Source organism: Micromonospora polyrhachis, assembly GCF_014203835.1.
Taxonomy (GTDB): Bacteria; Actinomycetota; Actinomycetes; order Mycobacteriales; family Micromonosporaceae; genus Micromonospora_H; species Micromonospora_H polyrhachis.
Genome location: NZ_JACHJW010000001.1, coordinates 2,907,884 through 2,931,935, shown reverse-complemented (window position 1 = coordinate 2,931,935; position 24,052 = coordinate 2,907,884). Strand labels below are relative to the sequence as shown.

Annotated in this window: 24 protein-coding genes; 11 read left to right on the top strand and 13 right to left on the bottom strand. The window is 69.5% G+C overall.

Annotation, left to right across the window (positions count from 1 at the left end):
- Positions 1 to 17: 17 nt before the first annotated feature.
- From FHR38_RS12615 to pdhA, 4 genes are all read right to left on the bottom strand, one after another.
- On the bottom strand, positions 18 to 155 hold the full coding sequence (locus tag FHR38_RS12615; protein WP_184534847.1) for a hypothetical protein: 138 nt from the start codon (positions 153 to 155) through the stop codon (positions 18 to 20).
- 243 nt (positions 156 to 398) lie between these two features.
- Positions 399 to 1,931 (bottom strand): dihydrolipoamide acetyltransferase family protein, encoded by a 1,533-nt coding sequence (locus tag FHR38_RS12610; RefSeq protein ID WP_184534846.1) that lies wholly within the window; start codon positions 1,929 to 1,931, stop codon positions 399 to 401.
- Between the two features lie 4 nt (positions 1,932 to 1,935).
- Positions 1,936 to 2,925: an alpha-ketoacid dehydrogenase subunit beta gene (locus FHR38_RS12605; protein ID WP_184534845.1), complete on the bottom strand. Its 990-nt coding sequence runs from the start codon at positions 2,923 to 2,925 to the stop codon at positions 1,936 to 1,938.
- Complete coding sequence (gene pdhA, locus FHR38_RS12600; protein ID WP_184534844.1) at positions 2,925 to 4,109, bottom strand: pyruvate dehydrogenase (acetyl-transferring) E1 component subunit alpha; 1,185 nt, start codon at positions 4,107 to 4,109, stop codon at positions 2,925 to 2,927. The genes FHR38_RS12605 and pdhA overlap by 1 nt, the downstream gene beginning before the upstream one ends.
- A gap of 504 nt (positions 4,110 to 4,613) precedes the next feature.
- Here pdhA and FHR38_RS12595 point away from each other — a divergent pair.
- Both FHR38_RS12595 and FHR38_RS12590 read left to right on the top strand, forming a co-directional pair.
- Positions 4,614 to 5,372, top strand: coding sequence for a hypothetical protein (locus FHR38_RS12595; protein ID WP_184534843.1), 759 nt, complete (start codon positions 4,614 to 4,616; stop codon positions 5,370 to 5,372).
- On the top strand, positions 5,369 to 5,947 hold the full coding sequence (locus FHR38_RS12590) for a phosphatase PAP2 family protein (RefSeq protein WP_312882076.1): 579 nt from the start codon (positions 5,369 to 5,371) through the stop codon (positions 5,945 to 5,947). Before FHR38_RS12595 ends, FHR38_RS12590 begins: the two co-directional genes overlap by 4 nt.
- Positions 5,948 to 6,013: 66 nt before the next feature.
- On the opposite strand, the gene FHR38_RS12585 is transcribed toward FHR38_RS12590, so the two are convergent.
- Positions 6,014 to 6,703 carry an NUDIX hydrolase gene (locus FHR38_RS12585; RefSeq protein ID WP_184534842.1) on the bottom strand — a complete coding sequence of 230 codons (690 nt, stop codon included), beginning with the start codon at positions 6,701 to 6,703 and terminating at the stop codon, positions 6,014 to 6,016.
- Positions 6,704 to 6,779: 76 nt separating this feature from the next.
- Here FHR38_RS12585 and FHR38_RS12580 point away from each other — a divergent pair, with 76 nt between their 5' ends.
- On the top strand, positions 6,780 to 7,841 hold the full coding sequence (locus FHR38_RS12580; protein ID WP_184534841.1) for an SPFH domain-containing protein: 1,062 nt from the start codon (positions 6,780 to 6,782) through the stop codon (positions 7,839 to 7,841).
- A 72-nt stretch (positions 7,842 to 7,913) separates the two neighbouring features.
- Positions 7,914 to 8,828 (top strand): diacylglycerol kinase catalytic domain-containing protein, encoded by a 915-nt coding sequence (locus FHR38_RS12575; RefSeq protein WP_184534840.1) that lies wholly within the window; start codon positions 7,914 to 7,916, stop codon positions 8,826 to 8,828.
- Positions 8,829 to 8,988: 160 nt separating this feature from the next.
- Here FHR38_RS12575 and FHR38_RS12570 read toward each other — a convergent pair whose 3' ends face one another.
- The 3 genes from FHR38_RS12570 to FHR38_RS12560 form a co-directional block, all read right to left on the bottom strand.
- Positions 8,989 to 9,171 carry a DUF397 domain-containing protein gene (locus tag FHR38_RS12570; protein ID WP_184539591.1) on the bottom strand — a complete coding sequence of 61 codons (183 nt, stop codon included), beginning with the start codon at positions 9,169 to 9,171 and terminating at the stop codon, positions 8,989 to 8,991.
- Between the two features lie 138 nt (positions 9,172 to 9,309).
- The gene (locus FHR38_RS12565; protein WP_184539589.1) at positions 9,310 to 9,492 is read right to left on the bottom strand and encodes a DUF397 domain-containing protein; all 183 of its coding nucleotides are present in this window, start codon (positions 9,490 to 9,492) and stop codon (positions 9,310 to 9,312) included.
- Positions 9,489 to 10,298: a helix-turn-helix domain-containing protein gene (locus tag FHR38_RS12560; RefSeq protein ID WP_184534839.1), complete on the bottom strand. Its 810-nt coding sequence runs from the start codon at positions 10,296 to 10,298 to the stop codon at positions 9,489 to 9,491. The genes FHR38_RS12565 and FHR38_RS12560 overlap by 4 nt, the downstream gene beginning before the upstream one ends.
- Before the next feature lie 259 nt (positions 10,299 to 10,557).
- On the opposite strand from FHR38_RS12560, the gene FHR38_RS12555 reads away from it, so the two are divergent.
- A complete protein-coding gene (locus FHR38_RS12555; RefSeq protein WP_184534838.1) occupies positions 10,558 to 10,770 on the top strand; it encodes a hypothetical protein in 213 nt (70 codons plus the stop codon).
- The gene (locus tag FHR38_RS12550; protein ID WP_184534837.1) at positions 10,770 to 11,129 is read left to right on the top strand and encodes a hypothetical protein; all 360 of its coding nucleotides are present in this window, start codon (positions 10,770 to 10,772) and stop codon (positions 11,127 to 11,129) included. Before FHR38_RS12555 ends, FHR38_RS12550 begins: the two co-directional genes overlap by 1 nt.
- A 10-nt stretch (positions 11,130 to 11,139) precedes the next feature.
- On the opposite strand, the gene FHR38_RS12545 is transcribed toward FHR38_RS12550, so the two are convergent.
- Complete coding sequence (locus FHR38_RS12545) at positions 11,140 to 11,436, bottom strand: helix-turn-helix transcriptional regulator (RefSeq protein WP_184534836.1); 297 nt, start codon at positions 11,434 to 11,436, stop codon at positions 11,140 to 11,142.
- Between the two features lie 66 nt (positions 11,437 to 11,502).
- Between FHR38_RS12545 and map the strand changes: the two genes are divergently transcribed.
- Positions 11,503 to 12,279 carry a type I methionyl aminopeptidase gene (gene map / locus FHR38_RS12540; protein ID WP_184534835.1) on the top strand — a complete coding sequence of 259 codons (777 nt, stop codon included), beginning with the start codon at positions 11,503 to 11,505 and terminating at the stop codon, positions 12,277 to 12,279.
- A 257-nt stretch (positions 12,280 to 12,536) separates the two neighbouring features.
- Here map and FHR38_RS12535 read toward each other — a convergent pair whose 3' ends face one another.
- From FHR38_RS12535 to FHR38_RS12525, 3 genes are all read right to left on the bottom strand, one after another.
- The gene (locus FHR38_RS12535; protein WP_184534834.1) at positions 12,537 to 13,760 is read right to left on the bottom strand and encodes a hypothetical protein; all 1,224 of its coding nucleotides are present in this window, start codon (positions 13,758 to 13,760) and stop codon (positions 12,537 to 12,539) included.
- A gap of 179 nt (positions 13,761 to 13,939) precedes the next feature.
- Complete coding sequence (locus tag FHR38_RS12530) at positions 13,940 to 15,679, bottom strand: GTPase (RefSeq protein ID WP_184539587.1); 1,740 nt, start codon at positions 15,677 to 15,679, stop codon at positions 13,940 to 13,942.
- 26 nt (positions 15,680 to 15,705) lie between these two features.
- The gene (locus tag FHR38_RS12525) at positions 15,706 to 17,580 is read right to left on the bottom strand and encodes a GTPase domain-containing protein (protein ID WP_184534833.1); all 1,875 of its coding nucleotides are present in this window, start codon (positions 17,578 to 17,580) and stop codon (positions 15,706 to 15,708) included.
- Positions 17,581 to 17,884: 304 nt separating this feature from the next.
- Here FHR38_RS12525 and dnaK point away from each other — a divergent pair, with 304 nt between their 5' ends.
- The 4 genes from dnaK (at position 17,885) to FHR38_RS12505 (ending at position 22,675) form a co-directional block, all read left to right on the top strand.
- A complete protein-coding gene (dnaK, locus tag FHR38_RS12520) occupies positions 17,885 to 19,783 on the top strand; it encodes a molecular chaperone DnaK (protein ID WP_184534832.1) in 1,899 nt (632 codons plus the stop codon).
- Positions 19,784 to 20,000: 217 nt separating this feature from the next.
- Positions 20,001 to 20,921 carry a nucleotide exchange factor GrpE gene (locus tag FHR38_RS12515; protein WP_446685685.1) on the top strand — a complete coding sequence of 307 codons (921 nt, stop codon included), beginning with the start codon at positions 20,001 to 20,003 and terminating at the stop codon, positions 20,919 to 20,921.
- Positions 20,922 to 21,014: 93 nt separating this feature from the next.
- A complete protein-coding gene (dnaJ, locus tag FHR38_RS12510; protein ID WP_184534831.1) occupies positions 21,015 to 22,202 on the top strand; it encodes a molecular chaperone DnaJ in 1,188 nt (395 codons plus the stop codon).
- An 83-nt stretch (positions 22,203 to 22,285) separates the two neighbouring features.
- Positions 22,286 to 22,675, top strand: a complete 390-nt coding sequence (locus FHR38_RS12505; RefSeq protein WP_246447243.1) for a heat shock protein transcriptional repressor HspR — start codon at positions 22,286 to 22,288, stop codon at positions 22,673 to 22,675.
- A gap of 261 nt (positions 22,676 to 22,936) precedes the next feature.
- Here the strand turns inward: FHR38_RS12505 and FHR38_RS12500 are convergent, their stop codons facing one another.
- Positions 22,937 to 24,025 (bottom strand): S66 peptidase family protein, encoded by a 1,089-nt coding sequence (locus tag FHR38_RS12500; RefSeq protein ID WP_312882074.1) that lies wholly within the window; start codon positions 24,023 to 24,025, stop codon positions 22,937 to 22,939.
- Positions 24,026 to 24,052 lie beyond the last annotated feature (27 nt).

Below are 24,052 nucleotides of genomic sequence, written 5' to 3'. Positions count from 1 at the left end.
GCGGGCTTTGGGGGTCGTCAGCGGTACTGGCGCTGCGCGATCGCGAGGATCTCGTTGCGGACGGCTGGCGAGTTGGTGGAACGAAGCGCGCGCTCGATGGCCCGTGCGCGGCGTGCGGCGTCCCGGCGGCTGCGAAGTCGGTTGATCATGCTCATGGTGTCGCTCTCCTGGCTATTCGGTTGTGAGCCCGTCGTGCCTCTATTAAAGCGCAGGAGACCCAATGATTTCCATCGAATCTTAGGTGAGCTGGGCCACGTGCCTAACAATCAAAGGTTTAACGCTCATTCAGCTGACGTTCATTAGTTGATCTAGGTAGGGACGAACGACCTGGAAACGGTGCCGGCCGGGGTACTCCAGAATCCTGGAGCACCCCGGCCGGCGCGGGTTTGCCGTGTCGATCAGGTCCAGCCCAGTAGGGCCGCCTCCGGGTCGGTCAGGAACGCACCGACGTCCCGTAGGAACTTCGAGCCCAGCTCTCCGTCGATGATCCGATGGTCGAAGGAGAGTCCGAGGGTCGTCACCTTACGAATCTTGATCTTGCCCTTGTGCACCCAGGGCATTTCCCGGACCGCGCCAAAGGCGAGGATCGCCGACTCGCCGGGCGGCAGGATCGGCGTACCGGTGTCGACCCCGAAGACCCCCACATTGGTGATCGTCAGAGTGCCGCCGGACATCTCCGCCGGTGCCGTCCGACCCGCCTTCGCCGTCTGCACCAGGCCCGTCATCGCGTCCGCCAGCTCCCGCATGGTCAGCCGGCCGGCATCCTTGATGTTCGGCACGATCAGACCGCGTTCGGTGGCCGCCGCGATGCCCAGGTTGACGTAGTCCTTGACGACAATCTCGTCGCCGGCCCAGGTCGAGTTGACCATCGGGTGACGGCGTACCGCCAGCAGTACCGCCTTGGCGACCAACAGCAGCGGGGAGACGCGCACATCCCGCCAGTCCGGCAGCTCACGTAGCCGGTCGAGCGCCTTCATGGATCGGGTCACGTCGACCGTCAGGAACTCGGTGACGTGCGGCGCGGTGAACGCCGAACGCGCCATGTTCTCCGCGGTCAGCTTGCGTACCCCCTTGACCGGGATGCGCTGCTCCCGGTCCGGACCGAAGGCCGCCACCGTGGCCGGGGTGGTGGTCACGGTCGGTTCGGCTGCTGTCGCAGCGTTGGCCGCCGCCCGCTCCACGTCCTCCCGGCTGATCGAGCCGAGCGGACCCGAGCCGACGAGCGCGGTCAGGTCGACGCCCAGGTCCTTGGCGAACTTGCGGACCGGCGGCTTGGCCAGCACCGGCCCGCTTCGTTGCGCCTGGACCGGTACGACCGGCCGGGCCGGGACGGGGGCCGCCGCCGGAGTCGGAGCCAGCGGAGTCGGAGCCGTCGTCACCGGAGCCGCCGGAGCGACGGCAGCCGGACCAGCGCCGTTGGTTACCGGACCGGTCCGGTTGCCCGCCACAGCGGCCGGAGTCGCCGAGGTAGCCGCAGCCGCCTTGCGGGGGCGGCGCTTGGCAGCAGTGGTACGCGGGCCGTAGCCGACCAGGATGGCGGTCCGGCCACCGGGCGCGGGCCCACCGATCAGGCCCGGCTCGACGGCGGCGTCGGCCGGGGCCAACTCCACGGCGGCCAGGGCCTCGGCCGACGGGGTGGGCAGCGCCTCGTCCGGCTGGGAAGAGGTGGGCAGCTCACCGGCGTCAGGCTGGGTGTCGATCGCGAAGATCGGCACCCCGACCTCGACGACGGTGCCCTCCTTGTGGAAGATCGCGTGCACGCGACCGGCCCACTTGGCCGGGATCTCCACCGCCGCCTTGGCGGTCTCGACCTCGACGACGGGCTGGTTCAGCTCGACGATGTCGCCGACCGACACCAGCCAGCTGATGATCTCGCCCTCGGTCAGCCCTTCCGCGAGGTCGGGCAGCGGGAACTCCTTGATCCGCGACATCCGATCACCACCCGAAGGTGCGGTCGACAGCGTCGAGCACCCGGTCGAGGTTGGGCAGGTAGTCCTCCTCCAGCCGGGCGGCCGGGTAGGGGGTGTCGAAGCCGGTCACCCGCAGCACCGGGGACTCCAGCGAGTAGAAGCAGTTCTCGGTGATCCGAGCCGCCAACTCGGCACCCAGGCCGACGTTGCTCGGCGCCTCGTGCACCACCACACAGCGGCCGGTGCGGCGTACCGAGTCGTAGACCGGGTCCAGGTCGAACGGGGAGAGCGTGCGCAGGTCGATGACCTCCAGCGAGCGGCCGTCCTCCTCGGCGGCGGTGGCCGCGTCGAGGGCGGTACGCACCATCGGGCCGTACGCCAGCACCGTCACGTCGCTGCCGGAGCGCACCACGCGAGAGGCGTTGAGCGGGTACGCCGTGGCGACCTCGGTGTCGGTGTCGACCCGCCCCTTCTCGTGGTAGCGCCGCTTGGGCTCCAGGAAGACCACCGGGTCGTCGGAGCGTACCGCCTGTTGGATCATGACGTATGCGTCCTGCGGGTTCGAGCAGGCGACCACCTTCAGGCCGGCGGTGTGCGCGAAGTACGCCTCGGGCGACTCGGAGTGGTGCTCCACCGCGCCGATGCCACCGCCGAACGGAATCCGGATCACGATGGGCATCTTGACCTTGCCCTGCGATCGGTAGTGCATCTTCGCGACCTGGGAGACGATCTGGTCGTACGCCGGGTAGACGAAGCCGTCGAACTGGATCTCACAGATCGGGCGGTAGCCCCGGATGGCCAGACCGACGGCGGTGCCGATGATGCCGGACTCGGCCAGCGGGGTGTCGATCACCCGGTTCTCGCCGAAGTCCTTCTGGAGCTGGTCGGTGATCCGGAAGACGCCGCCGAGCTTGCCGACGTCCTCGCCCATGATGACGACTTTGGGGTCGTGCTCCAGTGCCCGGCGCAGACCGAGGGTGAGGGCCCTGCCCAGGGTGAGGGTCTCGGTGGCCATCAGTGGGTGCTCCCCTCGAACGAGTCCAGGTACGCCGCGAGCTGGTCACGCTGCGCGTCGACCTCGGGTGAACCCTCCGCGTGTACGTGGTCGAAGAGGGTCAGTGGCTGCGGGTCGGGCATGGCGAGCACCCGCTCGCGCAGGCTGAGGGACTCCTGCTTGGCCTCCTCGTCGACCCCGGCGAAGAACGCCTCGTCGGCGATCTGCTGCTTTTCGAGGAATGCCCGGACCCGGGCGATCGGGTCCTTGGCCTGCCACGCCTCGACCTCGCTGGCGATGCGGTACCGGGTCGGGTCGTCCGTGGTGGTGTGCGCACCCATCCGGTAGGTGTACGCCTCGATCATCGTCGGGCCCTGCCCGTGCCGGGCGTTGTCCAGCGCGGCGCGGGTGACCGCGTACGTGGCCAGCACGTCGTTGCCGTCGACCCGGATGCCGGGGAAGCCGAAGCCGGAGGAACGCTGGTAGAGCGGGATGCGGGTCTGCCGCTCCAGCGGCTCCGAGATGGCGTACTGGTTGTTCTGGCAGAAGAACACGATCGGGGCGTTGAAGACGCTCGACCAGACGAAGGCCTCGTTGACGTCACCCTGAGAGGTGGCGCCGTCACCGAAGTACGCGATGACGGCCTCGCCGTCGTCCGTACCGGTCTTGCCATCCATCGTGATGCCCATGGCGTAACCGGTCGCGTGCAGCGTCTGCGCGCCGATCACGATCGTGTACATGTTGAACTTGAACTCGTTGGGGTCCCAGCCGCCCTGATCGACCCCGCGGAACAGGCCCAACGGCATGATCGGGTCGATGCCCCGGCAGTAGAGCACGCCGTGCTCGCGGTAGGTCGGGAAGGCCATGTCCTGCGGCCGCAGCGCGCGGCCGGAGCCGACCTGTGCGGCCTCCTGCCCGAGCAGACTGGCCCAGATGCCCAACTCGCCCTGGCGTTGCAGGGCGGTCGCCTCGGCGTCCAACTTCCGGATCACTACGAGGTCCCGGTAGAGACCGCGGTATTCCTCGTCGGTGAAGTCGACGGTGTACTCCGTACCGTCCGGGCCGGTCACCGAGTCGATCCGCTCACCCTCGGGGGTGAGCAACTGTACGAGTTCCGGGTCGCCGGCGCGTCCCGATCTGGACCGTCCGGCCCGGGGGGTAGCCCGCTTGCCGCGGGTTGTCGTACCGCGGTCACCCTTCGCCATCCGTATCTCCCTGTCGTTCGTGCGTCGGCACCGGGGGTGTCCCGACCGCGCAGCTCCTGCGCCTGTCCGGCTGCTGCCGGACCGGGTTTATGGCGGCCGCGCCTAGCCCCGGTGGGGGTTGCCGCGCGGCAGTGAACCGAGTTCTGGCGGAAGCCGGTTCGGGAGCGCTGGCGAACAGCCGCGCCTGCCGCTGGGTACGCGGAGGCTACGGCTGCGTTGCCGTGGAGTCCATATTCGCAGAGCAGATGTGTAACAAGACAGCATGGGCGGCCACCCAATCTCGATCTAGCGTCGGCTTTCTGCTGTATGGCCGGGTTTGTTGGCTTAGCCATCTCGACTTATCGGAAACTTGGCACGCCGACTCGCTGTGTCGGGCTGGATAACTCAGCGTTACTTAGTCAGGCTGTATGGGGGAGTGGCCGGTTTGGACTGACTTGTCCGCCGGCGTGTCTTCGTACCACCGAGCTGGCCGATGCGGCCCCACGACGATGAGGAGTTCCGCCCGTGCCGGACTACGGTGATGACCTTTCACCATCGCCCCCGGCCCGACACCGCTGGCCAGGTGCGGGGCCCGATGGGCCCCGCCGGGTGGTCGGCGTGCACCGGGCCCAGGGACTCGCCGGACCGACCCGGCGCTATCTGTTTATTGTCGGCCTCCTGGCCAGTACGGCTTCGATGCCCATCCTCACCGCGATCGGAGCCGGCACCACCACCGTCGGTAGCGGAATGCTCTCCGCCGACGCCACCCCGTTCATCACGCCGCCCTCGGCCGAGCCGACCCTGGTCGTCCCCCTGGTGCCGGTGCCCGGGGCGGATCCACCATTGGTGGCGGCTGGGCCGGCACCGTTCGTCCGATTCGGGCAGGGCTCGTCCCGCCCCGCCCAACCTGATCCGTCCCGCCCTGATCCAGCCCGGCCGCCGCTCCCGGATCCACCGCGCCCGCCGCTACCGGAGCCGCCCGTACCCAGCCCGCCCACAGCGACGGTGCCGGCCGCGACACCGACACCGACGCCCGGTCCGACGCCGAGCGTGCCGCCGACACCGGCTCCGACCACCCTGCCGACGCCGACCCCGACACCGGCTCCGACCACGGTGCCGCCCCCCACCACGGTGCCGCCCCCGACCCAGGAGCCGGGCACACCGGGGCCGACGACAACCGAGCCGACAACGCCGGGGCCGACGACACTAGGACCGCCGACACCCGAGCCGACCCAGTCCGGATCGATCGACCCAGACGTCCCGCCGGCCGCGCCGAACACGTGACGCGACTGGCCCGGATCGTCACCGAGGTGACCGCGCCGGCAGTCCTGGTCACGGTGCTGTTCGTCGCGGTCGGCTGGCACAGCACCGAGGACCGGCTGGCCGGGCTGGGCTGGGGGCTGCTGGCAGCGGTCTTCGCGAGTGCCATCCCGTTCGCGTTCATCGTCGGCGGAGTACGCCGAGGCCGGCTCACCGACCACCACGTCGGCGTACGGCAGCAACGTCGTACGCCGTTGCTCTTCGGTCTGGTGTCGGTGGCCATCGGGTTGGTCCTGATGGTCGTGCTGGGGGCACCGCGTCCGGTGTTGGCCCTGGTGGTGACCGGTGCCATCGGACTGGTCGTCGGCGTGACCGTCGGCCATCGATGGAAGTTGTCGATCCACACCGCGGTCGCCGCCGCGGCGGCCGTGATCGTCGTACTCGTCTTCGGGCCGGTCCTGTTCGTGGCCTGGCCGGTGCTCGGCCTGGTGGGCTGGTCACGGATCCGGCTCGGGGCCCACACCATCGCGCAGGTGGTGGCCGGCGGCGTGGTCGGTGGTCTCGTCGCCGGGGTGGTGTTCGTCGCCGCCCTACGGTGAGCCCAGGCGAGATCTTGGTGGATCATGGCCCCCGGGTGGGCCACAAGCCCCCAAGATCGAAGCCTATTACCCGGTCGGTGGGCGCAGCATCGGTGGATAGAGCAGGCTGGCCGGTCCACGGTGGAAGAGTTGTGCAGGCCGCCCCCGGTCTCCCTCGGTGGCCCGGCCGACCGGGGCTAGGAATCCGGGTGTGCCGGTGACCTTGCGATGGAAGTTTCGAGGGTCGAGCCGGGTGTTCCACACCGTCTCGTAGACCGCGCGTAGTTGCGCGATGGTGAACTCGGGCGGGCAGAACGCTGCGGCCAGCGGGGTGTATTCGAGCTTCGCACGGGCCCGCTCCACGCCGTCGGCGAGGATCTGGTCGTGGTCGAAGGCGAGTTCCGAATCGGACAGCTCGGACACCGATCGCCACTGCGCCTGGGCCGCATCGGAGCCGGCGACCGGGGTCGGCAGGTCGGGCAGCAGTGCCAGGTAGGCCACGGTCACCACCCGTCCCCGAGGATCGCGACCGGGCGTGCCGTAGCTACCCAGTTGTTCCAGGTGCCCGGCCGGGTCTGCGACGCCGGTCTCCTCGGTCAGTTCCCGGATCGCCGCGTCGACAAGGTCCTCGTCGAGGTGTACGAAGCCGCCGGGTAGCGCCCAACATCCCTCGTGCGGCGGCACCCCTCGGCGGACCAGCAGGGCGGAGAGTTCTTCGTCGCGCACGGTCAGTACCACCAGGTCCACGGTGACCGCGAATGTGGAGTCTTCCGACATCTGATTTATCACCACCTTGACGAGAATCTAGCATGTGAGTTATCGTCGCGTTGACGAAAATCAGGGGAGGCACGACATGGCCGACGTGACCAAGCGTCTGTTCCTGCGACACCTGCGCGGAGCGCCGACGAGCTGGCTACGCCACCAGGTGAAAGGAAAGGTGCGCCGGGAAGGCGTCGCCCTCTCCTTCTGGTATCGGCCACTCGGCGCGGTGCTCAGCGAGGTGCCGGTCGACGACCGGGAGCTACCGCTGCTGTTCCACGCCCGGACCAGCGACTTCGCCGACATCACCGTGCAGGCCACGGTGACCTACCGGGTGGCCAACCCGGCGCTGGCCGCTACCCGGCTCGACTTCTCGGTCGACCCGAAGCGGGGCACCCCGCAGGCCCGTCCGCTGGACCAGGTGGCCACCCTGCTCGCCGAGCTGGCCCAGCAACCCGCCCTCGACCTGCTGGCCCGGGTGCCGCTGGCCGAGGCGTTGACCAACATCGCCCCGGTCCGCGAGGCGGTCTCGACCGCGTTGCGGGACGAGACCCGGCTCAGCGACGTCGGCGTCGCCGTGGTCAGCGCCCGGGTGGTCGCCATCCGGCCCGAGCCGGAGTTGGAACGGGCGTTGCAGACCCCCACCCGCGAAGCGGTACAGGTCGACGCCGACCGCGCCACCTACGCCCGCCGCGCCCAGGCCGTTGAGCAGGAACGGGCCATCGCCGAGAACGAGATGCAGAACAAGATCGAGCTGGCCCGCCGGGAACAGCAACTCGTCGAGCAGCACGGCGCGAACTCGCGGCGCAAGGTCGAGCTGGACGCCGACGCCGAACTCGCGGTCGCGCAGGGCAAGGCCGCGCGGGAGAAGGTAGCCAACCAGGCGGCGGCGGAACGGTCCCGGGTGCTGGCCATCGCCGAGGCCGAGAAGGAACGCACCCTGGCCGCCGCCCGCGCCGAAGGCGTACGCGCCGTCGGCCTGGCCGAGGCCGAGACCGAGGCGGCCAAACTGGCGGCGTACGCGGAACTGCCGGCCGGTGTCCTCCAGGCGTTGGCGCTCAGGGAACTCGCCGGGCAGCTCCCGGCGATCGGGCAGCTCACCGTTACTCCAGACGTGGTGACCGACCTGCTGGCCCGGCTGGCACCCACCCGATGAGCGCCACCCTCGCATCCTGGTGGGGCCGGGCACGATGAGCGCCACCGTTGTACTCCGGTTGGGACCGGCACGATGAGCGCCACCCTTGCGCCCCGGGTGGTCGTGGTGAGCCGGCGCAGCGAACTGGACGAACTGCTCGCCCGGCACGGCACCCGGGCAGCGGCCGGCTACTACCTGCGGCAACGGGGCCGCACCCTGGACGAGGTCGTCGACCGGCACGACGCCCTCCTGGCGGCGCTGACCTCGGTCAGCGCCGCCATCCCGGCCGACTGGCGGCGCGGTCAGGTGGACCGTGCCGACCTGCCCCGCTTCCTGTTCTCGCCGGAGGACATCGTGGTCGCGGTGGGGCAGGACGGGCTGGTCGCCAATGTGGCCAAGTACCTCGACCGGCAACCGGTGCTCGGCGTCGACCCGGAGCCGGGGCGCAATGCCGGCGTACTCGTGCGGTTCACCGCCGACCGGGTGGCCCGGCTGCTGCCGGCGGTGGCCGCCGGTCGCGTACGGGTGCAGGAGCGCACCATGGTCCGCGCCGCGCTCGACGACGGCCAGGTGCTGCTGGGCCTCAACGAGGTGTACGTCGGCCACACCTCCCACCAGTCCGCCCGGTACGTGCTGTCCGCCGTGGACGGTGGTGGCTCGGCCTGCCGGGAACGACACTCCTCCTCCGGTGTGGTGGTCGGCACCGGTACGGGGGCGACCGGCTGGTGCGCGTCCATCGCGCGCGACCGGTCGGGTACGCCGGCCCTGCCCAGGCCGGAGGAGGCGGCGCTGTGCTGGTTCGTCCGCGAGGCGTGGCCGTCGCCCGCGACCGGGGTCTCGCTGACCGCCGGGCGGCTCGGCGCGGGTGACGAGTTGGAGATCACCGCCGAGGGGGACGGGCTGGTGGTCTTCGCCGACGGGCTGGAGACCGACCGCCTGACGATGAGCTGGGGCCAGCGGGTCACCGTGTCGGTGGCGTCGCGCAAGCTTTCCGTGGTGATCCCGTGATGATCCGAAGTCAGAGTCGACTACCCCTCTACTCACCGTTGATCATGGGGTTGTAGCGGCGAATTGACCGAATTCTGCGCTACAACTCCATGACCATCTAACGGGGTGGGTGGGGGTGGGAGTCGACGGTCACTTGCGCCCCGGCTTGATGGTGGGGGCGTCAGTGCTGCTTGGCCAGGTCGATGAAGGCTTGCCAGGCGGTGGGAGTAAAGGTGAGGGTGCCGCCGTCGCGGTCCTTGGTGTCGCGTACGAGGACGATGCCGGTGAGGTTGTCTGCCACCTCGACGCAGGCACCCTGGTTGCCATTGCTCCGGCTGCTCTTGTGCCACTTGGCGTCGTTCAGGTCCATGTCTCCGCCACCTCCCGGATGTGGTCGACGGGCTGCGCTGGCCGTTGGTCAAAGTCTGTGTGGAAACTCTTCCGGCGCTGAGGACAAAAGAGTTTCCACGATCAGCTGACGTATCGGCGGTGTCGGGAAGGGTCAGTGTTGCTTGGCCAGGCTGATGAAGGCTTGCCAGGCGGTGGGGGTGAAGGTGAGGGTGCCGCCGTCGCGGTCCTTGGTGTCGCGTACGAGGACGATGCCGGTGAGGTTGTCTGCCACCTCGACGCAGGCACCCTGGTTGCCATTGCTCCGGCTGCTCTTGTGCCACTTGGCGTCGTTCAGGTCCATGTCTCCGCCACCTCCCGGATGAGCTGCACCGACTGGTGGGGGGTGAGCGCCTCGCCCAGCGTCGACTCCCACGCGTCGCGCAGGCAGGTCAGATCGGCGGGGCGGTCGGTCACCTGTCCCTCCAGATAATTGTCCAGATAGGCCACCTCGTCGCCGCTCGGCAAAGTGGCGAGGATAAATGGCCCATCCAGGCCAGCGTACTCGCCGACGGATCTCGGAACGACATGGATTCGCAGGCGCGGTCGCTGGGTGCCGAGTTGGGCGAGGTGCAGCAGTTGGTGCTGGATGACCTTCCTTCCGCCGACTGGTCGGTGCAGCACGCCCTCGTCGATGACGGCTACCAACTGCGGCGGATTGGGCTGGATCAGCACGTCCTGTCGGGCCAGTCGATCGGCGACCCGCCGCTCCACCTCGTCTGCGCTGAAGATGCCACCCCGACTGAAGACCGCACGGGCATAGTCCTCGGTCTGGAGTAGGCCGGGGACGTAGGCGTGCTCGAACCAGCGCAACGAGCTGGCCTCTCGCTCTAGCGCGTCGCGCTGCCGGCGCCACTGGGGCGTCTCGTCGACCCTGAGTTGCTCGCCGAGACGTACGAACAGCCCGCCGGTGTCCAACGCTTTGTCGACCAAGGGCAGGTAGTCGGGCGGGAGTCTCCGGCCACCGGTCTCCACCATGGCCACCATGGACGCCGAATAGCCCATCCGGCGGCCCTGCTCCTCCTGGCTCAGGCCGGCATGTTTGCGTGCTCGACGTAGCTCGGCGAGTAGGAAATCCACGTTCGTCGGCTGTTCCTCGGTCATCTACACACCTTCTTCACAGCGGCTCAGGGGTGGTTTCGCAGAGGTTCCACGGCTAATCGCCGCACATCGACGACGTGGTCATTGATCGTCACGGACTGTCATCTTGACTTCCGACAGTAACCGGCCAGGTAGCAGTCTGTCTGCATCGGATGTGGTGGCTCGGCAAACCACATGAAGGACACATCCGATCGGGGCCGCCGTCGTCATCGCCCGTCCACCGACGGCGGCCCCGTCCCCACCGTCGAGACAGGAGAGCTCCGTGTTCAGTGGCGACTACGAACCCGTACCGCGTGACTACCGACGGCCGGCTCGGACAAGCCAACCGGAGGCGGACAGCCCTCCGGCGGCCGCAGTCGATCCCGAGGTCGCCGACGAGCGGCCGGCAGATGGGCAGGGCACAGCACCTGAGGGGACGGTGCCGGACCGGGGTCGGCCCGCCACCCGGCGCATGCCGAAGCAGCGGACGTTCTGATGGCCGGACCGGGTCCCGGTGATGGGCACGACGACGACTCGGCCGGGTGCTCCGGTCCGGCCGGGGCTGAGGACGAGGAATTGGCCGCGCTGGCCGTACTGGGGGCCTGGGTGCGGGAGCGGGTCGCCCCGGGAGACACGATCACGATCCCCGAGTCGTACTACAGCCCGGGCAGGGGAACGCTCCGGATGGAGGTGGCCACCGTGGGCATCGTGATGCAGATCGGTGCCCGTGCAATGGTCGAGGTGGCCGGTTGGGAGGTGAGCCAGTTCCTCCGGGGGCGGTGGACCCGTCGTGCCTTCGTACATGTGGATGCGTTGAAGCGTCCCGGAGCGGTAAGCCGGCGGATAGGGGCGTAGTTGGACCTGGTTACGAGGCCAGCAGTTCGGTGCGGCCTGATCTTGCGCGTTCGTCCCCGCCGCCCGACTGGTTGATCTCCGACCACACCGCGTCGAGGGAAAGGCCGAGGACGTCGGCGATCGCGGCGATGGTCGGGAAGGCCGGGGTGGCTACGCGTCCGGACTCGATCTTTCGAAGGGTTTCCGGTGAGACGCCCGCGTCCAGCGCGGTGACGAGCATCGAACGCTCTCCCCTGGCTCGACGCAGGAGGGCACCGAGGCGCTGTCCGCGTTCGACCTCTGCGGGAGTGAGCGGCAACCTGACCATGGTCCCGATTCTAGTACCGGGATAATATGGCCGGGATAACTATTGGTCGCACGAGTAGGGCGCCGCATGATCGAGTTCCTGAACCCCACCGAACTGCCCCGCGCCAGGGAGGCAGGTGCCCTGGTCGCTGGCATATTGCAGACCCTGAAGAGCCGCAGCGTGGTCGGTACGAACCTCCGGGACATCGACCGGTGGGCCCAGGCCATGATCATCGAGGCCGGAGCGCAGTCCTGCTACGTCGACTACGAGCCATCCTTCGGCCGCGGGCCGTTCGGCCACTACATCTGCACGTCGGTCAACGACGCCGTGCTCCACGGACGGCCATTCGACTACCCTCTTGCCGACGGCGACCTGCTGACGCTCGACCTCGCCGTCTCCCAGGGTGGAGTTGTCGCTGACTCTGCCATCAGTTTCATCGTGGGCGACTCGAATCCCCCGGAGAGCGTCGCGCTGATCAGCGCGACCGAGCGCGCATTGAGCGCAGGGATAGCCGCAGCCGGACCGGGGGCTCGCATCGGTGACATCTCCCACGCCATCGGCTCGGTCCTCAGCGAGGCGGGATATCAGATCAACACCGAGTTCGGCGGTCATGGCGTCGGATCGACGATGCACCAGGACCCGCACATCCCAAACAAGGGGCGGCCCGGTCGCGGATACCGGCTGCGCCCAGGGCTGTTGCTGGCATTGGAGCCATGGGTCATGGCGGACACCGCCAAGCTCGTCACCGATGCCGATGGCTGGACCCTCCGAAGCGTGACAGGCTGCCGGACGGCGCACAGCGAGCACACCATCGCCATCACCGACGACGGAGCCGAGATCCTTACCCTGCCGAAGCAGGCGTAACCGTGAGGTGACAGCCATCCACTTTCCCGGCCCAGGTTTCCCGGCCCAGGTCTCCCCCTCCCGGGTTTCCTGGCCCCAACACAGACTGGCCCACCGTGGGAACGGTGGGCCAGTCTATGAATACGCTTGTGGGAAGGGCCGGTTCAGTCCGCCACGCGCCCTGGCATCACCCGGACCACGGTGGACCGCATCCGTCGACCGTGCACCGTGGCCTGTCCACGGTGCACCGCATCCTGATCCCGGCGCGGTCGATGCACCTAGGCCGGGTCCTCGCCGAGCCGCTGTCGGTTGGCCTCGATCCAGGCGTCCAGCGCCTCCGGATCGTCCGGGTCGACCCCGTCCGCCATCAGTTGGGCCACCGCCGCCGTGGCCGGACTGCGCCGCTCACCGGTGGTGTAGAGCCGGACGAATTCCGGCACCATCTCCTCGATGGCGTCGTCGGTCCGCTCGGCCGCCACCCCGGACAGTCCACGTTGCCGGGCGGCATACGCGGCCCAGCCTCGGAGCACCCGGGGCAGCATCGCCGCGTCGTCCATGTCGAGTACCGCCCGCCGGTGTACCCAGTCGAGCAGGAACAGCCCGGCAACCGCCGGACTCCACCGCATCGGGTCGGCCTCGGTGTAGCTCGCCGAGTGGTCGAGGACCAGGCTCAGACAGAAGTGCAGCGAGGCCAGGTCGGGACCGTCCACCTTGTCCAGATCGAATCGGGTCGCCTCGCGGGAGGAGAGGAAGATGCGCACCAGGTCGGAGCGCTCGGCCGGGGTGAGTGGTGCGGGGGCGGGTACGCGGGTCGGCCGGGGTGGGGGCAGTAGGGCCAGCCGCGCACCGACCAGGGTCCGATCGGTGGACAGGGAACCTTCCCCGGGCAGGTCACCGAGGCTGTCGGTGACCTGGAGGTGACGGTGTACCGCGTCCCGTAGGCGGGCGGGGTCCTCCTCCCGGAACCAGGTCAGCTCGTCGCCCGCGCACATCTGCCGCACCTGGTCGAGGACCTGGGCCGCCTGCCCGCCCACGAAGACGTCCTTCGTGATGCCGATGTTGTGGTCGACCAGGGCCACCACGGCATGCTCCGGGCCGCCGGACTCACCGTCGTCGTAGGCGAAGGTGGCCAGGTAGGAGGTCTGATCGCCGTACACGTCGCCGTAGGCGTAGCTGCCGGTGAGCCGTACCTTGCCAAGCTGGTCGCACCACGACGGCGCGTGCGCGCCCCGCTTGACCTTTGCCGCGCCGGTGGCGTCGGGTACCAGGGTGGCGAAGACGTGGCGGATCGTCGTCGCCGCCGCGCTGCGACGGCGGGCGGTCGCGGCGAGGAAACCGCCCACGAAGTCACGAACTGCTGCGGTGCGGTCTTCCTCCGCGATCGCGTAGACGCTGCCGAGAAGTGCGGTACCGAGCATCTCCGCGTCGAGTGCGCAGTCCAGCTTGGTCACCTCGCGGGCGGCGTGGAGCACCGCGTCGTAGGGGGTCTGAGGTGTAGCCATGTTTCGACCCTACGCCGGGATGGGCTGGCGTAGCGGCCCAGCACGAGAGGAACGGGAGCCTTCTGCGTTGTGCCGCGAGCGTGGTTACCGTGGGTGCTTACCGATTGACGCCCAGTCGGATCAGAGTGGTGTCGTATGTGACGATCCGGGCCACCCACATCAGCCAACCGATGAGGTGGTCAGCGGGTGGCGACGTCCGCGAGTGCCGTACGGGCCTCGGCGTAGCGTCGCAGCACGTCCTGCACCGGTAAGACGACATGGTCCCGCCCGACTTCGGCCACCGCCGCGTGTAGCCGGCGTTCGACCCGTCGCCGCGCCCTTCGGGCGGCCCAGCCGACGATCGGTCTGACCAGCAGCGCCACGGCGACGCCGAGGAACAGGCCACCGAGCAGCATCAAGGTCGGCACCGGCACCACACCGACCTTCGGGTGGTCCAGCCCGGGGAGACCGAGCGCCTGGACCACCCAGCCGACGGCCAGCCACGCCAGCCCGGCCAGCGCGATGATCGTGACCAGCCACTGCATCGCGCCGATCAGTCGCCACCAGACCGGTTTGCGCTCCATGTCCAGATCGGTGGTCGCGATCGCCTGGTCCAGCGCGTCGGGCAGGTCGGTGAGCCGGGACCGGGCGGCAGCGGTCACCGCCGCCGGCCACTGGGCCGGAAGCGCCCCACCGGCCTGCTCGGCCACGGTCCGTACAGCCAGCCCGACCGCAGCCCGGTGCGCGGCGGTCGGGACGGGCAGGGAGGTCGCCCCGACCGGGGTTCGGGTCCGGATGGTCGCCCCGCTGACCTCGACATCGGCGCTGGTCCCGCCGCCGGTGCTGGTCCCGCCCTTGGTGCTGGTCCCGCCGCCGGTCAGATGCAGCCGGCGCAACGGATCCGGCCGCAGCCGCCGCCAGGCCCGGACCAGCGGCCAGCCTGTGCTACTGGCGGCCCGGTGTCGGTACGCCGCCTCCACCGCGTCGGCCACCGCCGGTACGCCCGCTGAGGCGGCCAGTGCCTCGGTGAGGCCACGTACGGCTGCCGCCGGCACCTCATCGGCCTCGGCCGGGCCCACCAGTTCGGTGAGTTGTTCGGCGACCTGGTCGACGTCACCGGAGAGCCGGCGGAGCGCCGCCTGCCGCTCGGCGACGGTTTGTTCCAGGGCGTTGCGCAGGCCAGCCACCGCCTGCGGGTCGAGGGCCGAGGTGGCCAGCAGTGGGACCCCGTCGAGCTGGTCGCTGTCGAGCAGCCGGCGCAGGTCGGCCAGGACAGTGGGCACCTCGGTCGGCGGCAGCCGATCGGTCTGGTTGAGTACGACCACGGTGACGTCCCGGTGCCGGTGGAACTCCCGGAGGTAGCTGCGGTGCACCAGCCGGTCGGCGTACTTCTGCGGGTCGACCACCCAGATCACCTGGTCGACCAGGCCCAACAGTCGGTCGACCTCCAGCCGGTGGGTCCGTTGCACCGAGTCGAAGTCGGGCAGATCGAGCAGGATCAGCCCATGCAGCGCTGCCTCGTCGTTGCCGTCGAGGGCGCTCTCCCGGACGAACCGGTGCCGGGGCAGCACCCCCACCCAGTCGAGCAGCTTCGTCGCCCCCGCCAGCGGCCCCCACACACAGGCATGGGTGGCGGCGGTGGTCGGCCGGCGTACCCCGACCGAGGAGAGCTCGAAACCGGCGAGCGCGTTGAAGAGGCTGGACTTGCCGCTGCCGGTGGCACCGGCGAGGGCGACGACGGTGTGGTCACGGGACAACGCGAGCCGGTCACCGGCCCGTTCGATCAGGGTGTGCGCGGCGACCAGCCGGCCGTCGGGCAGGTGGCCGTCCACGGCAGCCAGGAACTGACGCAGGGCGGTCAGCCGGCGTAGCAGGGTGTAGGCGTCGACCCGCCGTTCACCCCGTACCGCGTCGCGCACCCTGCCCACGATGCCGGCCACCGTACCCCGTCTACCTGCCACTTCGGTCACGACCACGCCCCCTCGGGCCGCGGCGGATGACCGGGCCGGGGTGGGTGACCAGCTTGGCCGAGCGTGCTCCGGGTCCGGGCCTGCTCGACGGTACGGGCGGCCCGGCGCAGCCGCGCACCCGGTCCGACACCGATCCCGGCCGCCTCGATGCGTACCCGGTAGCGCTGTGCCTCCTCGTCGAGGAGGGTGTCGACCCGGGCGAGCAGGTCCGTGCGGGCCTGGGCGGCCAGGTTACGCACCGCCTGGTCGCCGAAGATCGCTTGCAGTACGGCCTGCGCGGCGACGGTCGTGCTGGCCCCGGTGGCGACCTCCAGCCCGGTGGGGATGAACGCGGTCGAGGCGAACACCGCGATGGTGACGGCGAGACCCGCGGCGTTCACCGCGTACGCCGCGCCACGCGCCACGAACCGTTTGCCGGCCCCCTCCCGGCGGACCAGTTCCAGTACGCCCCGCTGCCAGTCGCGGATCAGCCGTTCGGCGCGTTCGGGTAGGTCGTCGGTGGGCTGGCCCAGGGCCGGTTCCAGCAGCGCCGCCCCGGCGGGGTGCGTCTGCCAGGCGGCGTACGCGTTTTCGGCGGCTTCGGCCGCGACCCCGCGCAGCAGGGTGACGAGCTGCGACTCGATGGCCTGTTGTAGTTGGGCACCGGGGGCGGGGCGGCCGGTCATCCGGGCCAGGATCCGGTCCCGAAGCTGACCGATCCGGGCCTCCAGGTTGCGGAAGAAGGCTCCGGTGCCGACGAACTCCTGCCAGCGGGTGAGCACCTCGCCACGGAGCAACCGACCGTCGCCGAGCCCCTGCTCGACAGCGCGGAGAGCGGACCGGTAGGCGGCGTGCACCCGCTCGTCGAGGACCTCCGCCGCCTTCACCTGCTCGTCGGCGGCGCTGGCCAGGCTCTCGGTGGTCGACTGTAGGGCGGCCAACGCGCCGTCGAGGGTCTGCCGGACCACGGCGGCGCGAGCGTCGGCATCGGCGGCGAGCTGGCTGAACCAGTCCCGCAGCGGTGCGATGGTCAATTCCGGCAGCAGCCCCTGTCCGTCGGTGGTGGTCTCCGGCAGTACGAACAGCGGGGCAGTGGCCAGGTCGTTCTCGGCCAGCATCTCGCTCAGGTGGGCGGTGACCTCGTCGATGGCCTCGGCGGGCACCCGATCGAGGACCAGGGCGATGGCGGTGCCCCGGGACTGGGCGGTCCGGAGCAGTTCCCACGGCACCGCATCGGCATAGCGGGCGGCGGTGGTCACGAACAGCCATAGGTCGGCGGCGGCGAGCAGTTGACTGGCCAACGCCCGGTTGGCGTCGACCACCGAGTCGATGTCGGGTGCGTCGAGGAAGGCGAGCCCAGCCGTGAGGGCTGGTGCGGCGACCAGTTGCAGCGTGTTGGGCTCGTCGCCCGCCGCCGAGGTACGCGTCAACCCGGGCAGCAACTCCCCGTGCCGGAACCAGGGGGTGTCGGTCGGGTTGCAGACCAGCACCGGTGCCCGGGTGGTCGGCCGCAGTACGCCGGCCGTGCTCACCGGGGCCCGGACCATGCTGTTGACCAGGGTCGACTTGCCGGCCCCGGTGGAGCCACCGACGACGACCAGCAGGGGGGCGTCCAGTCTGGTGAGCCGGGGCAGGAGGTAGTCGTCGAGTTGGGCGACGAGCGTGGTCACGTCCTGCCGGGCCTCGTCTGCTGACGGCAGCAGCAACGGATAGGCGGTGGTGACGAGGGCGGCCCGCAGGTCGGTCAATGCCTGCCGCAGATCCATCTGGGGATCTTTTGTGCTTTTGTCCGCTATGGCGGCGGACGTCCCGGCAGCGTCAGCCGGCTCGCCCTGCTTGGTCACGGGTAAAGCGTGCCCGACCCGAGCAACACCGACAACAAGCACCCCCATCCCACATCCCGTGTCGCCCTGACGCTAGGAGGGGCCCCTCGCATGTCGCATTCCGCCTTGGAAGGGGCCCCTCCTTCCCGGGCAGCCCGCCGGACCTGACCGGGAAGCTCGCCCTGAGCTAGCCAGAGGCTCGCCTGAGCTGGTCGGGAAGCCTGCCGAGCAAGGGTTGCGTCACATCGGCTCAACTTCGACTTGACGTCTGGAATGATCGTGGCACTATTGAGCCCGGTCCACTCAAGTTAATCCGCGGGCATCTGGGGGCAGCGCCCGCCACCTGCTCAAGCAACGAAGCGAGGAAGCGAAGATGGCACGTGCGGTCGGCATCGACCTCGGCACGACGAACTCCTGCGTCAGCGTCCTGGAGGGCGGTGAGCCCACCGTCATCACCAACGCTGAGGGCTCGCGTACGACCCCTTCGATCGTCGCGTTCGCCCGTAACGGCGAGGTGCTCGTCGGCGAGGTTGCCAAGCGTCAGGCGGTGACCAACCCGGACCGGACCATCCGGTCGGTCAAGCGGGAGATGGGCTCCAACTGGAACGTCGACATCGACGGCAAGAAGTACACCCCGCAGGAGATTTCCGCCCGGACCCTGATGAAGCTGAAGCGGGACGCCGAGGCGTACCTGGGCGAGCGGATCACCGACGCGGTGATCACCGTCCCGGCCTACTTCAACGACTCCCAGCGGCAGGCCACCAAGGAGGCCGGTGAGATCGCCGGCTTCAACGTGCTGCGGATCGTCAACGAGCCGACCGCAGCCGCGTTGGCCTACGGCCTGGACAAGGGTTCCAAGGAACAGACCGTCCTGGTCTTCGACCTTGGCGGTGGCACCTTCGACGTCTCCCTGCTCGAACTCGCCGAGGGCGTCATCGAGGTCAAGTCGACCAGCGGTGACAACAACCTCGGTGGTGACGACTGGGACGAGCGGATCATCGACCACCTGGTCAAGACCTTCCGTGGGCAGCACGGCGTCGACCTGTCCCAGGACAAGATGGCGATGCAGCGGCTGCGCGAGGCCGCTGAGAAGGCCAAGATCGAGCTGTCGGCGGCGACCACCACCAGCATCAACCTGCCGTACATCACGGCTGGCCCGGCGGCCACCGACGGTGCACCGTCCGCGCCGCTACACCTCGACGTGACCCTGACGCGGGCCGAGTTCCAGCGGATGACCCAGGACCTGCTGGACCGCTGCAAGGGCCCGTTCGAGCAGGCCATCAAGGACGCCCAGGTCAAGGTCTCGGACGTCGACCACGTCATTCTGGTCGGCGGTTCGACCCGGATGCCGGCCGTCTCCGAGCTGGTCAAGCAGCTCATCGGCCGGGAGCCCAACAAGGGCGTCAACCCCGACGAGGTCGTCGCGGTCGGTGCGGCACTGCAGGCCGGTGTGCTCAAGGGCGAGGTCAAGGACGTCCTGCTGCTCGACGTGACCCCGTTGAGCCTGGGCATCGAGACCAAGGGCGGCATCTTCACCAAGCTGATCGAGCGCAACACCACCATCCCCACCAAGCGCTCCGAGGTGTTCACCACCGCCGACGACAACCAGCCGTCGGTGCTGATCCAGGTCTTCCAGGGTGAGCGGGACATCGCCGCCTACAACAAGAAGCTGGGCACCTTCGAGCTGACCGGGCTCCCGCCGGCACCGCGTAGCGTGCCGCAGATCGAGGTCACCTTCGACATCGACGCCAACGGCATCGTGCACGTCAACGCCAAGGACCTCGGCACCGGCAAGGAGCAGTCGATGACGATCACCGGTGGCTCCGCGCTGCCGAAGGACGACATCGAGCGGATGATGCGCGACGCCCAGGACCACGCCGACGACGACAAGCGTCGTCGGGAGGAGGCGGAGACCCGCAACCTGGCCGAGCAGCTTCAGTGGCAGACCGAGAAGTTCCTGGCCGAGAGCGGCGACAAGCTGCCCGCCGAGTCCCGGGACCAGATCAACGAGGCTCTCGGCGAGCTGCGCGGTGCTCTCGCCGGCACCGACCTGGAGAAGATCAAGTCGGCGCACGAGAAGTTGGCCCAGATCTCGCAGCAGGCCGGCTCGCTGCTCTACGCCCAGCAGGGCGAGCAGGCGCCGGGTGCGGACGCGGGTGCCGCCGGAGCCGGTGCTGGCGCGGCCGGTGCTGGCGCGGCCGGTGGCCGTACGGCGGGCGGTCCAGACGACGTGGTGGACGCGGAGATCGTCGACGAGGACGGCAAGAAGTGATTCCCCGTTCCTGCCCAACCAACTCGTCGACCGGATAGAGGTAGTCGCAATGACGGAAAAGCCACGAGCCGCCGACCCGGCGTACACCGGGTCGGCGCCGGGTGGCTCGGTGCCCGCCAATCCCGCCGAGGATGAGGCCGGCCAGCGCATCGTGATCCGCGACCGGCGGAAGATCGACCCGACCGGCGGCAAGAGCGAACCAGTCGCCGCTGACAAGATCGACCCAACCGGTGGCAAGAGCGAACCAGTGGCCGGTGGCAAGAGCGAGGGTGGCAAGACCGAGCCGGTCGCCGGCAACCCGGAACCTGCCGGCAACCCGGAACCTGCCGACAACCCGGAACCTGCCGACACCCCGGAGTCCGCCGGCAGCAAGACGAAGCCAGCGGGTCCGGCCGCGTCAGCCGATGCCGGGGTGACCGACGCCGAGGCGGAGGCCATCGAGGGAGAGCTGGTCGAGGACGATGCGGTGAACGCCGACGAGGTCCGGGCCGATGCGGTGGACGCGGCCGAGGCGGCCGAAGCCGACGAACTGTCCTCGACGTCGGCGACCAGCCCGGTCCTCGACGAACTGGTCGAGGAAGCCGAGGTCGAGGCCGAGGTGGGGGACGCCAAGGCCCGGGTGCCCAAGATCGAGCAGCCCAAGGGCGTCGACGGGCCGGTGGTGGACGCTCCGGCGAAGGCGGCGGACGGGCCCGGCCCGCTCGGTGCCGAGCTGGAGGCGCTCCGCGCCGACCTCGACGAACGGACCCGTGACCTGCAGCGGGTGACGGCGGAGTACGCCAACTACCGCAGGCGGGTCGAGCGAGACCGTGCCCTGACGGCCGAGCAGACCACCGGTACGGTGCTGGCCACGCTGCTGCCCGTACTGGACGATCTGGATCGGGCCCGGGAACATGGCGACCTGGTCGGGCCGTTCGGCTCGGTGGCCGAGCAGCTCACCACGGCGCTGACCAAGTTCGGGCTGACCGCCTTCGGCGAGAAGGGCGACCCGTTCGACCCGACCCGGCACGAGGCGGTCGCGCACCTGACCTCGGCCGAGGTCACCGAGCCGACCTGCGTCGACGTGATGCGTCGGGGCTATCTGCTCGGTGATCGGCTTCTGCGGGCCGCGCTGGTAGCTGTTGCTGATCCTGAATAGTTCGCACGTCGTGATCGGGGCGACCCGCATGTGCCTTGACCGGTGGCATGTGGGACGCCCCGATCACGCGACGAGGGAGGGGGTGGACGACCGTTGAGTTCCAAGGACTGGCTGGAGAAGGACTTCTACGCCGTACTGGGTGTGGACAAGGCCGCCTCCTCCGATGAGATCAAGAAGACGTACCGGAAGGTGGCCCGGGAGTCGCACCCGGACCGCAACCCGGGGAACACCCAGGCCGAGGAGCGGTTCAAGGCCGCCTCCGAGGCGTACGACGTCCTTTCCGACGATCGCAAACGCCGCGAGTACGACGAGATGCGCTCACTGTTCGGCTCCGGCGCGTTCCGCCGTAACGCCCGAGCCGGTGGTCCGGGTGGCTTCCCGTTCGACCCTTCCGACCTGTTCGGCGGCATGGGCGGCCAGCAGCCGGGGGCTGGTGCCCGGTTCGGTGGCGGGGCGGGCTTCTCCGACCTGTTCGGATCCATCTTCTCGGGCGGTGGCGGTGCCGCAGGCCGGCGCGGTCCGACCCGGGGACGGGACGTCGAGGCCGAGGTGGTGCTCGACTTCAGTGACGCCGTACACGGGGTGACGCTGCCGTTGACGCTGCGCGCGCCGGGAGTATGCGAGACCTGTCACGGCAACGGCGCGAAGCCGGGAAGCCAGCCGAGGGCCTGTCCCCAGTGTCATGGTGCCGGCGTGGTCACCCGTGACCAGGGCTCGTTCAGCTTCTCCGAGCCGTGCCGGGAGTGCCAGGGCGTCGGCACGATCGTCGACGAGAAGTGCCCGGAGTGCCGGGGCAGCGGCGGGGTGACCAAGACCCGCACGCTCAACGTCCGGTTTCCGGCCGGCGTCGCCGACGGCCAGCGGATCCGGCTCGCCGGTCGCGGTGAGCCGGGTGACCGGGGTGGCCCGGCCGGTGACCTCTTCGTCCTGGTCAAGGTCCGGGCTGATGATCTGTTCGGCCGCAGTGGGGACAACCTGACCCTGACCGTGCCGATCACCTTCGCCGAGGCGGCGCTCGGCACCGATCTGCGGGTGCCGACCCTGGACGGCGCGGTGACCCTGCGGGTGCCGGCGGGAACGCCGAGCGGTCGTACGCTGCGGGCCCGGGGCAAGGGCGTGGTCCGCCGGGATGGTCAGGCGGGTGATCTGCTGGTCACCGTCGAGATCATGGTGCCCACCGACCTCTCCGACGAGGCCCGCAAGGCGCTGGAGACGTTCGCCGACCACACCCCGTCCGCGGGACGGGAACAAATCGAAGCCCGAGTACGTCGTTCCAGTTGACCGCGTTGCGCATCCGGAGGTGAACCATGGTGGCTGAGGAGTTCCCGGCCGCAGGCGACCCGGCATACGACGCCAAGGTGCTGATGATCTCGGTTGCCGCCCGGATGGCGGGCATGCACCCGCAGACGCTGCGCCAGTACGACCGCATGGGGCTGGTCCAGGCCGGCCGGGCGGCTGGGGGTGGGCGTCGCTACAGCGTGCGGGACGTGGTGTTGCTGCGTGAGGTGCAGCGGCTCAGCCAGGACGACGGGGTCAACCTGGCCGGCATCAAGCGGATCATCAGCTTGGAGCAGTTGCTGGGGGAGATGCAACAGCGGATCGCGCAGCTTGAGGTGGAGCTGATGGCTGCGGTCCGCCGGGCCGCCGAGTTGGAGGCGATCTCCGCGTTCCCGCGCCGGGATCTCGTACCGACGAGTCGGGTTTCCACCGCCCTGGTGGTCTGGCAGCCAAAGCGGAAGGCCGGCGAGGGCTGAGAAGGCTGGGAAGGCCGGCGAGGGCTGAGAAGTCTGGGAAGAGCGCTGTCGGCGGCGACGGAGGGAAGCGAGAAACTGCGCGGGGAGGCTGCCCGGTTTGCCCGGTAAATGCCTACGCTGATCGGCTAACCTCTCTTATGGTCCGGACCTACGCAATTCGGACGGAACCGCCAGCGTGACCGCCGTCTGGACCGGCGGTGGCGCATGCCGTGGCGGGCCGGGATCCACGGGGGCTCCCGGCCCGCTGCGACGTCACTCGGATCAACGGGGTCTGACTCCCGGGGTCACGGTCAACGTCCCCGCCTGCGCGTCGATGGTCGCGTGCGTACCGAGTGGGATGGTGAGCTGCCCGTTGCCGTGCCCGAGGGGAAGTCCCCCCAAGACGGGTACGCCCAGGTCGTAGAGGCGGTCCTTGAGCACGGCCACCGCGTCCCACTCGTCAGGCTCACCGACACTGTCGGTGATCTGGCCGACGACCACGCCGGCAACCCTCGACATGATGCCCAGCCGACGAAGCTCGGTGAGCATCATGTCGATGCTGGAGGGCACCTCGTTCGTATCCTCGAAGAACAACAGGGCGCCATCGAAGTCGGGGCTGTCCTTGGCGCCCAACGAAGTCGAGATCAGGGTCAGGCAGCCGCCCAGCAATCGGCCACTCGCCCGACCTGGCACCAGGACGGACGCGGTGGTTTCCGCCGGATCCCGGGTGATGGTGATCGGATTGGTCGTCATCACCGCCCGGCGTAGCGCCTCGGCCGACTCGGGACCGGTACGGCTGTCGGTCCAGTTGACCATCGGCCCATAGAAGGTGACCAGCCCGGCATCGCGCCACAGCTTGCCGTGAATGCTGGTGATGTCGCTGAATCCCACGACGACACGAGGGTCACGGCGGAGCTTGGACGCATCGATCCGGTCGACGATCCGTTGGGTGCCGTAGCCGCCCCGCGCTGCGAACACGCCACGAACTCCGGGGTCGTTGAGGGCGGCATTGAGATCCGCGATCCGCTCTGCATCGGTGCCGGCCAGATATCCGTACTTCGTGTAGACGTGGGGTGCCAGTTCCACCTGTAGGCCCCAACCGCGCAGTATCTCGATGCCTCGGGCCATGTTGACGGGATCGGGCGTGCTGCCGGGGGAGACGACCCGTACCCGGTCCCCTGGGCGTAGTGCCGGCGGGCGTACCGCCCCCGCGACGGTACGTGGTGCCGCATGTACGGGTGTCTCGGCGACCGCGCCGGCCAGTAGCGCACTGCCGGTGACCGCCGTGCCGGCCCGCAGCATGCTCCGCCGGGAAATCGCGGCTCGGCCCGGCTCCGGGGCAGGATCAGGTCTTCCTCGTGGGTGCGACACGGATGTCCTCTCGACGTTGTCGGTCGA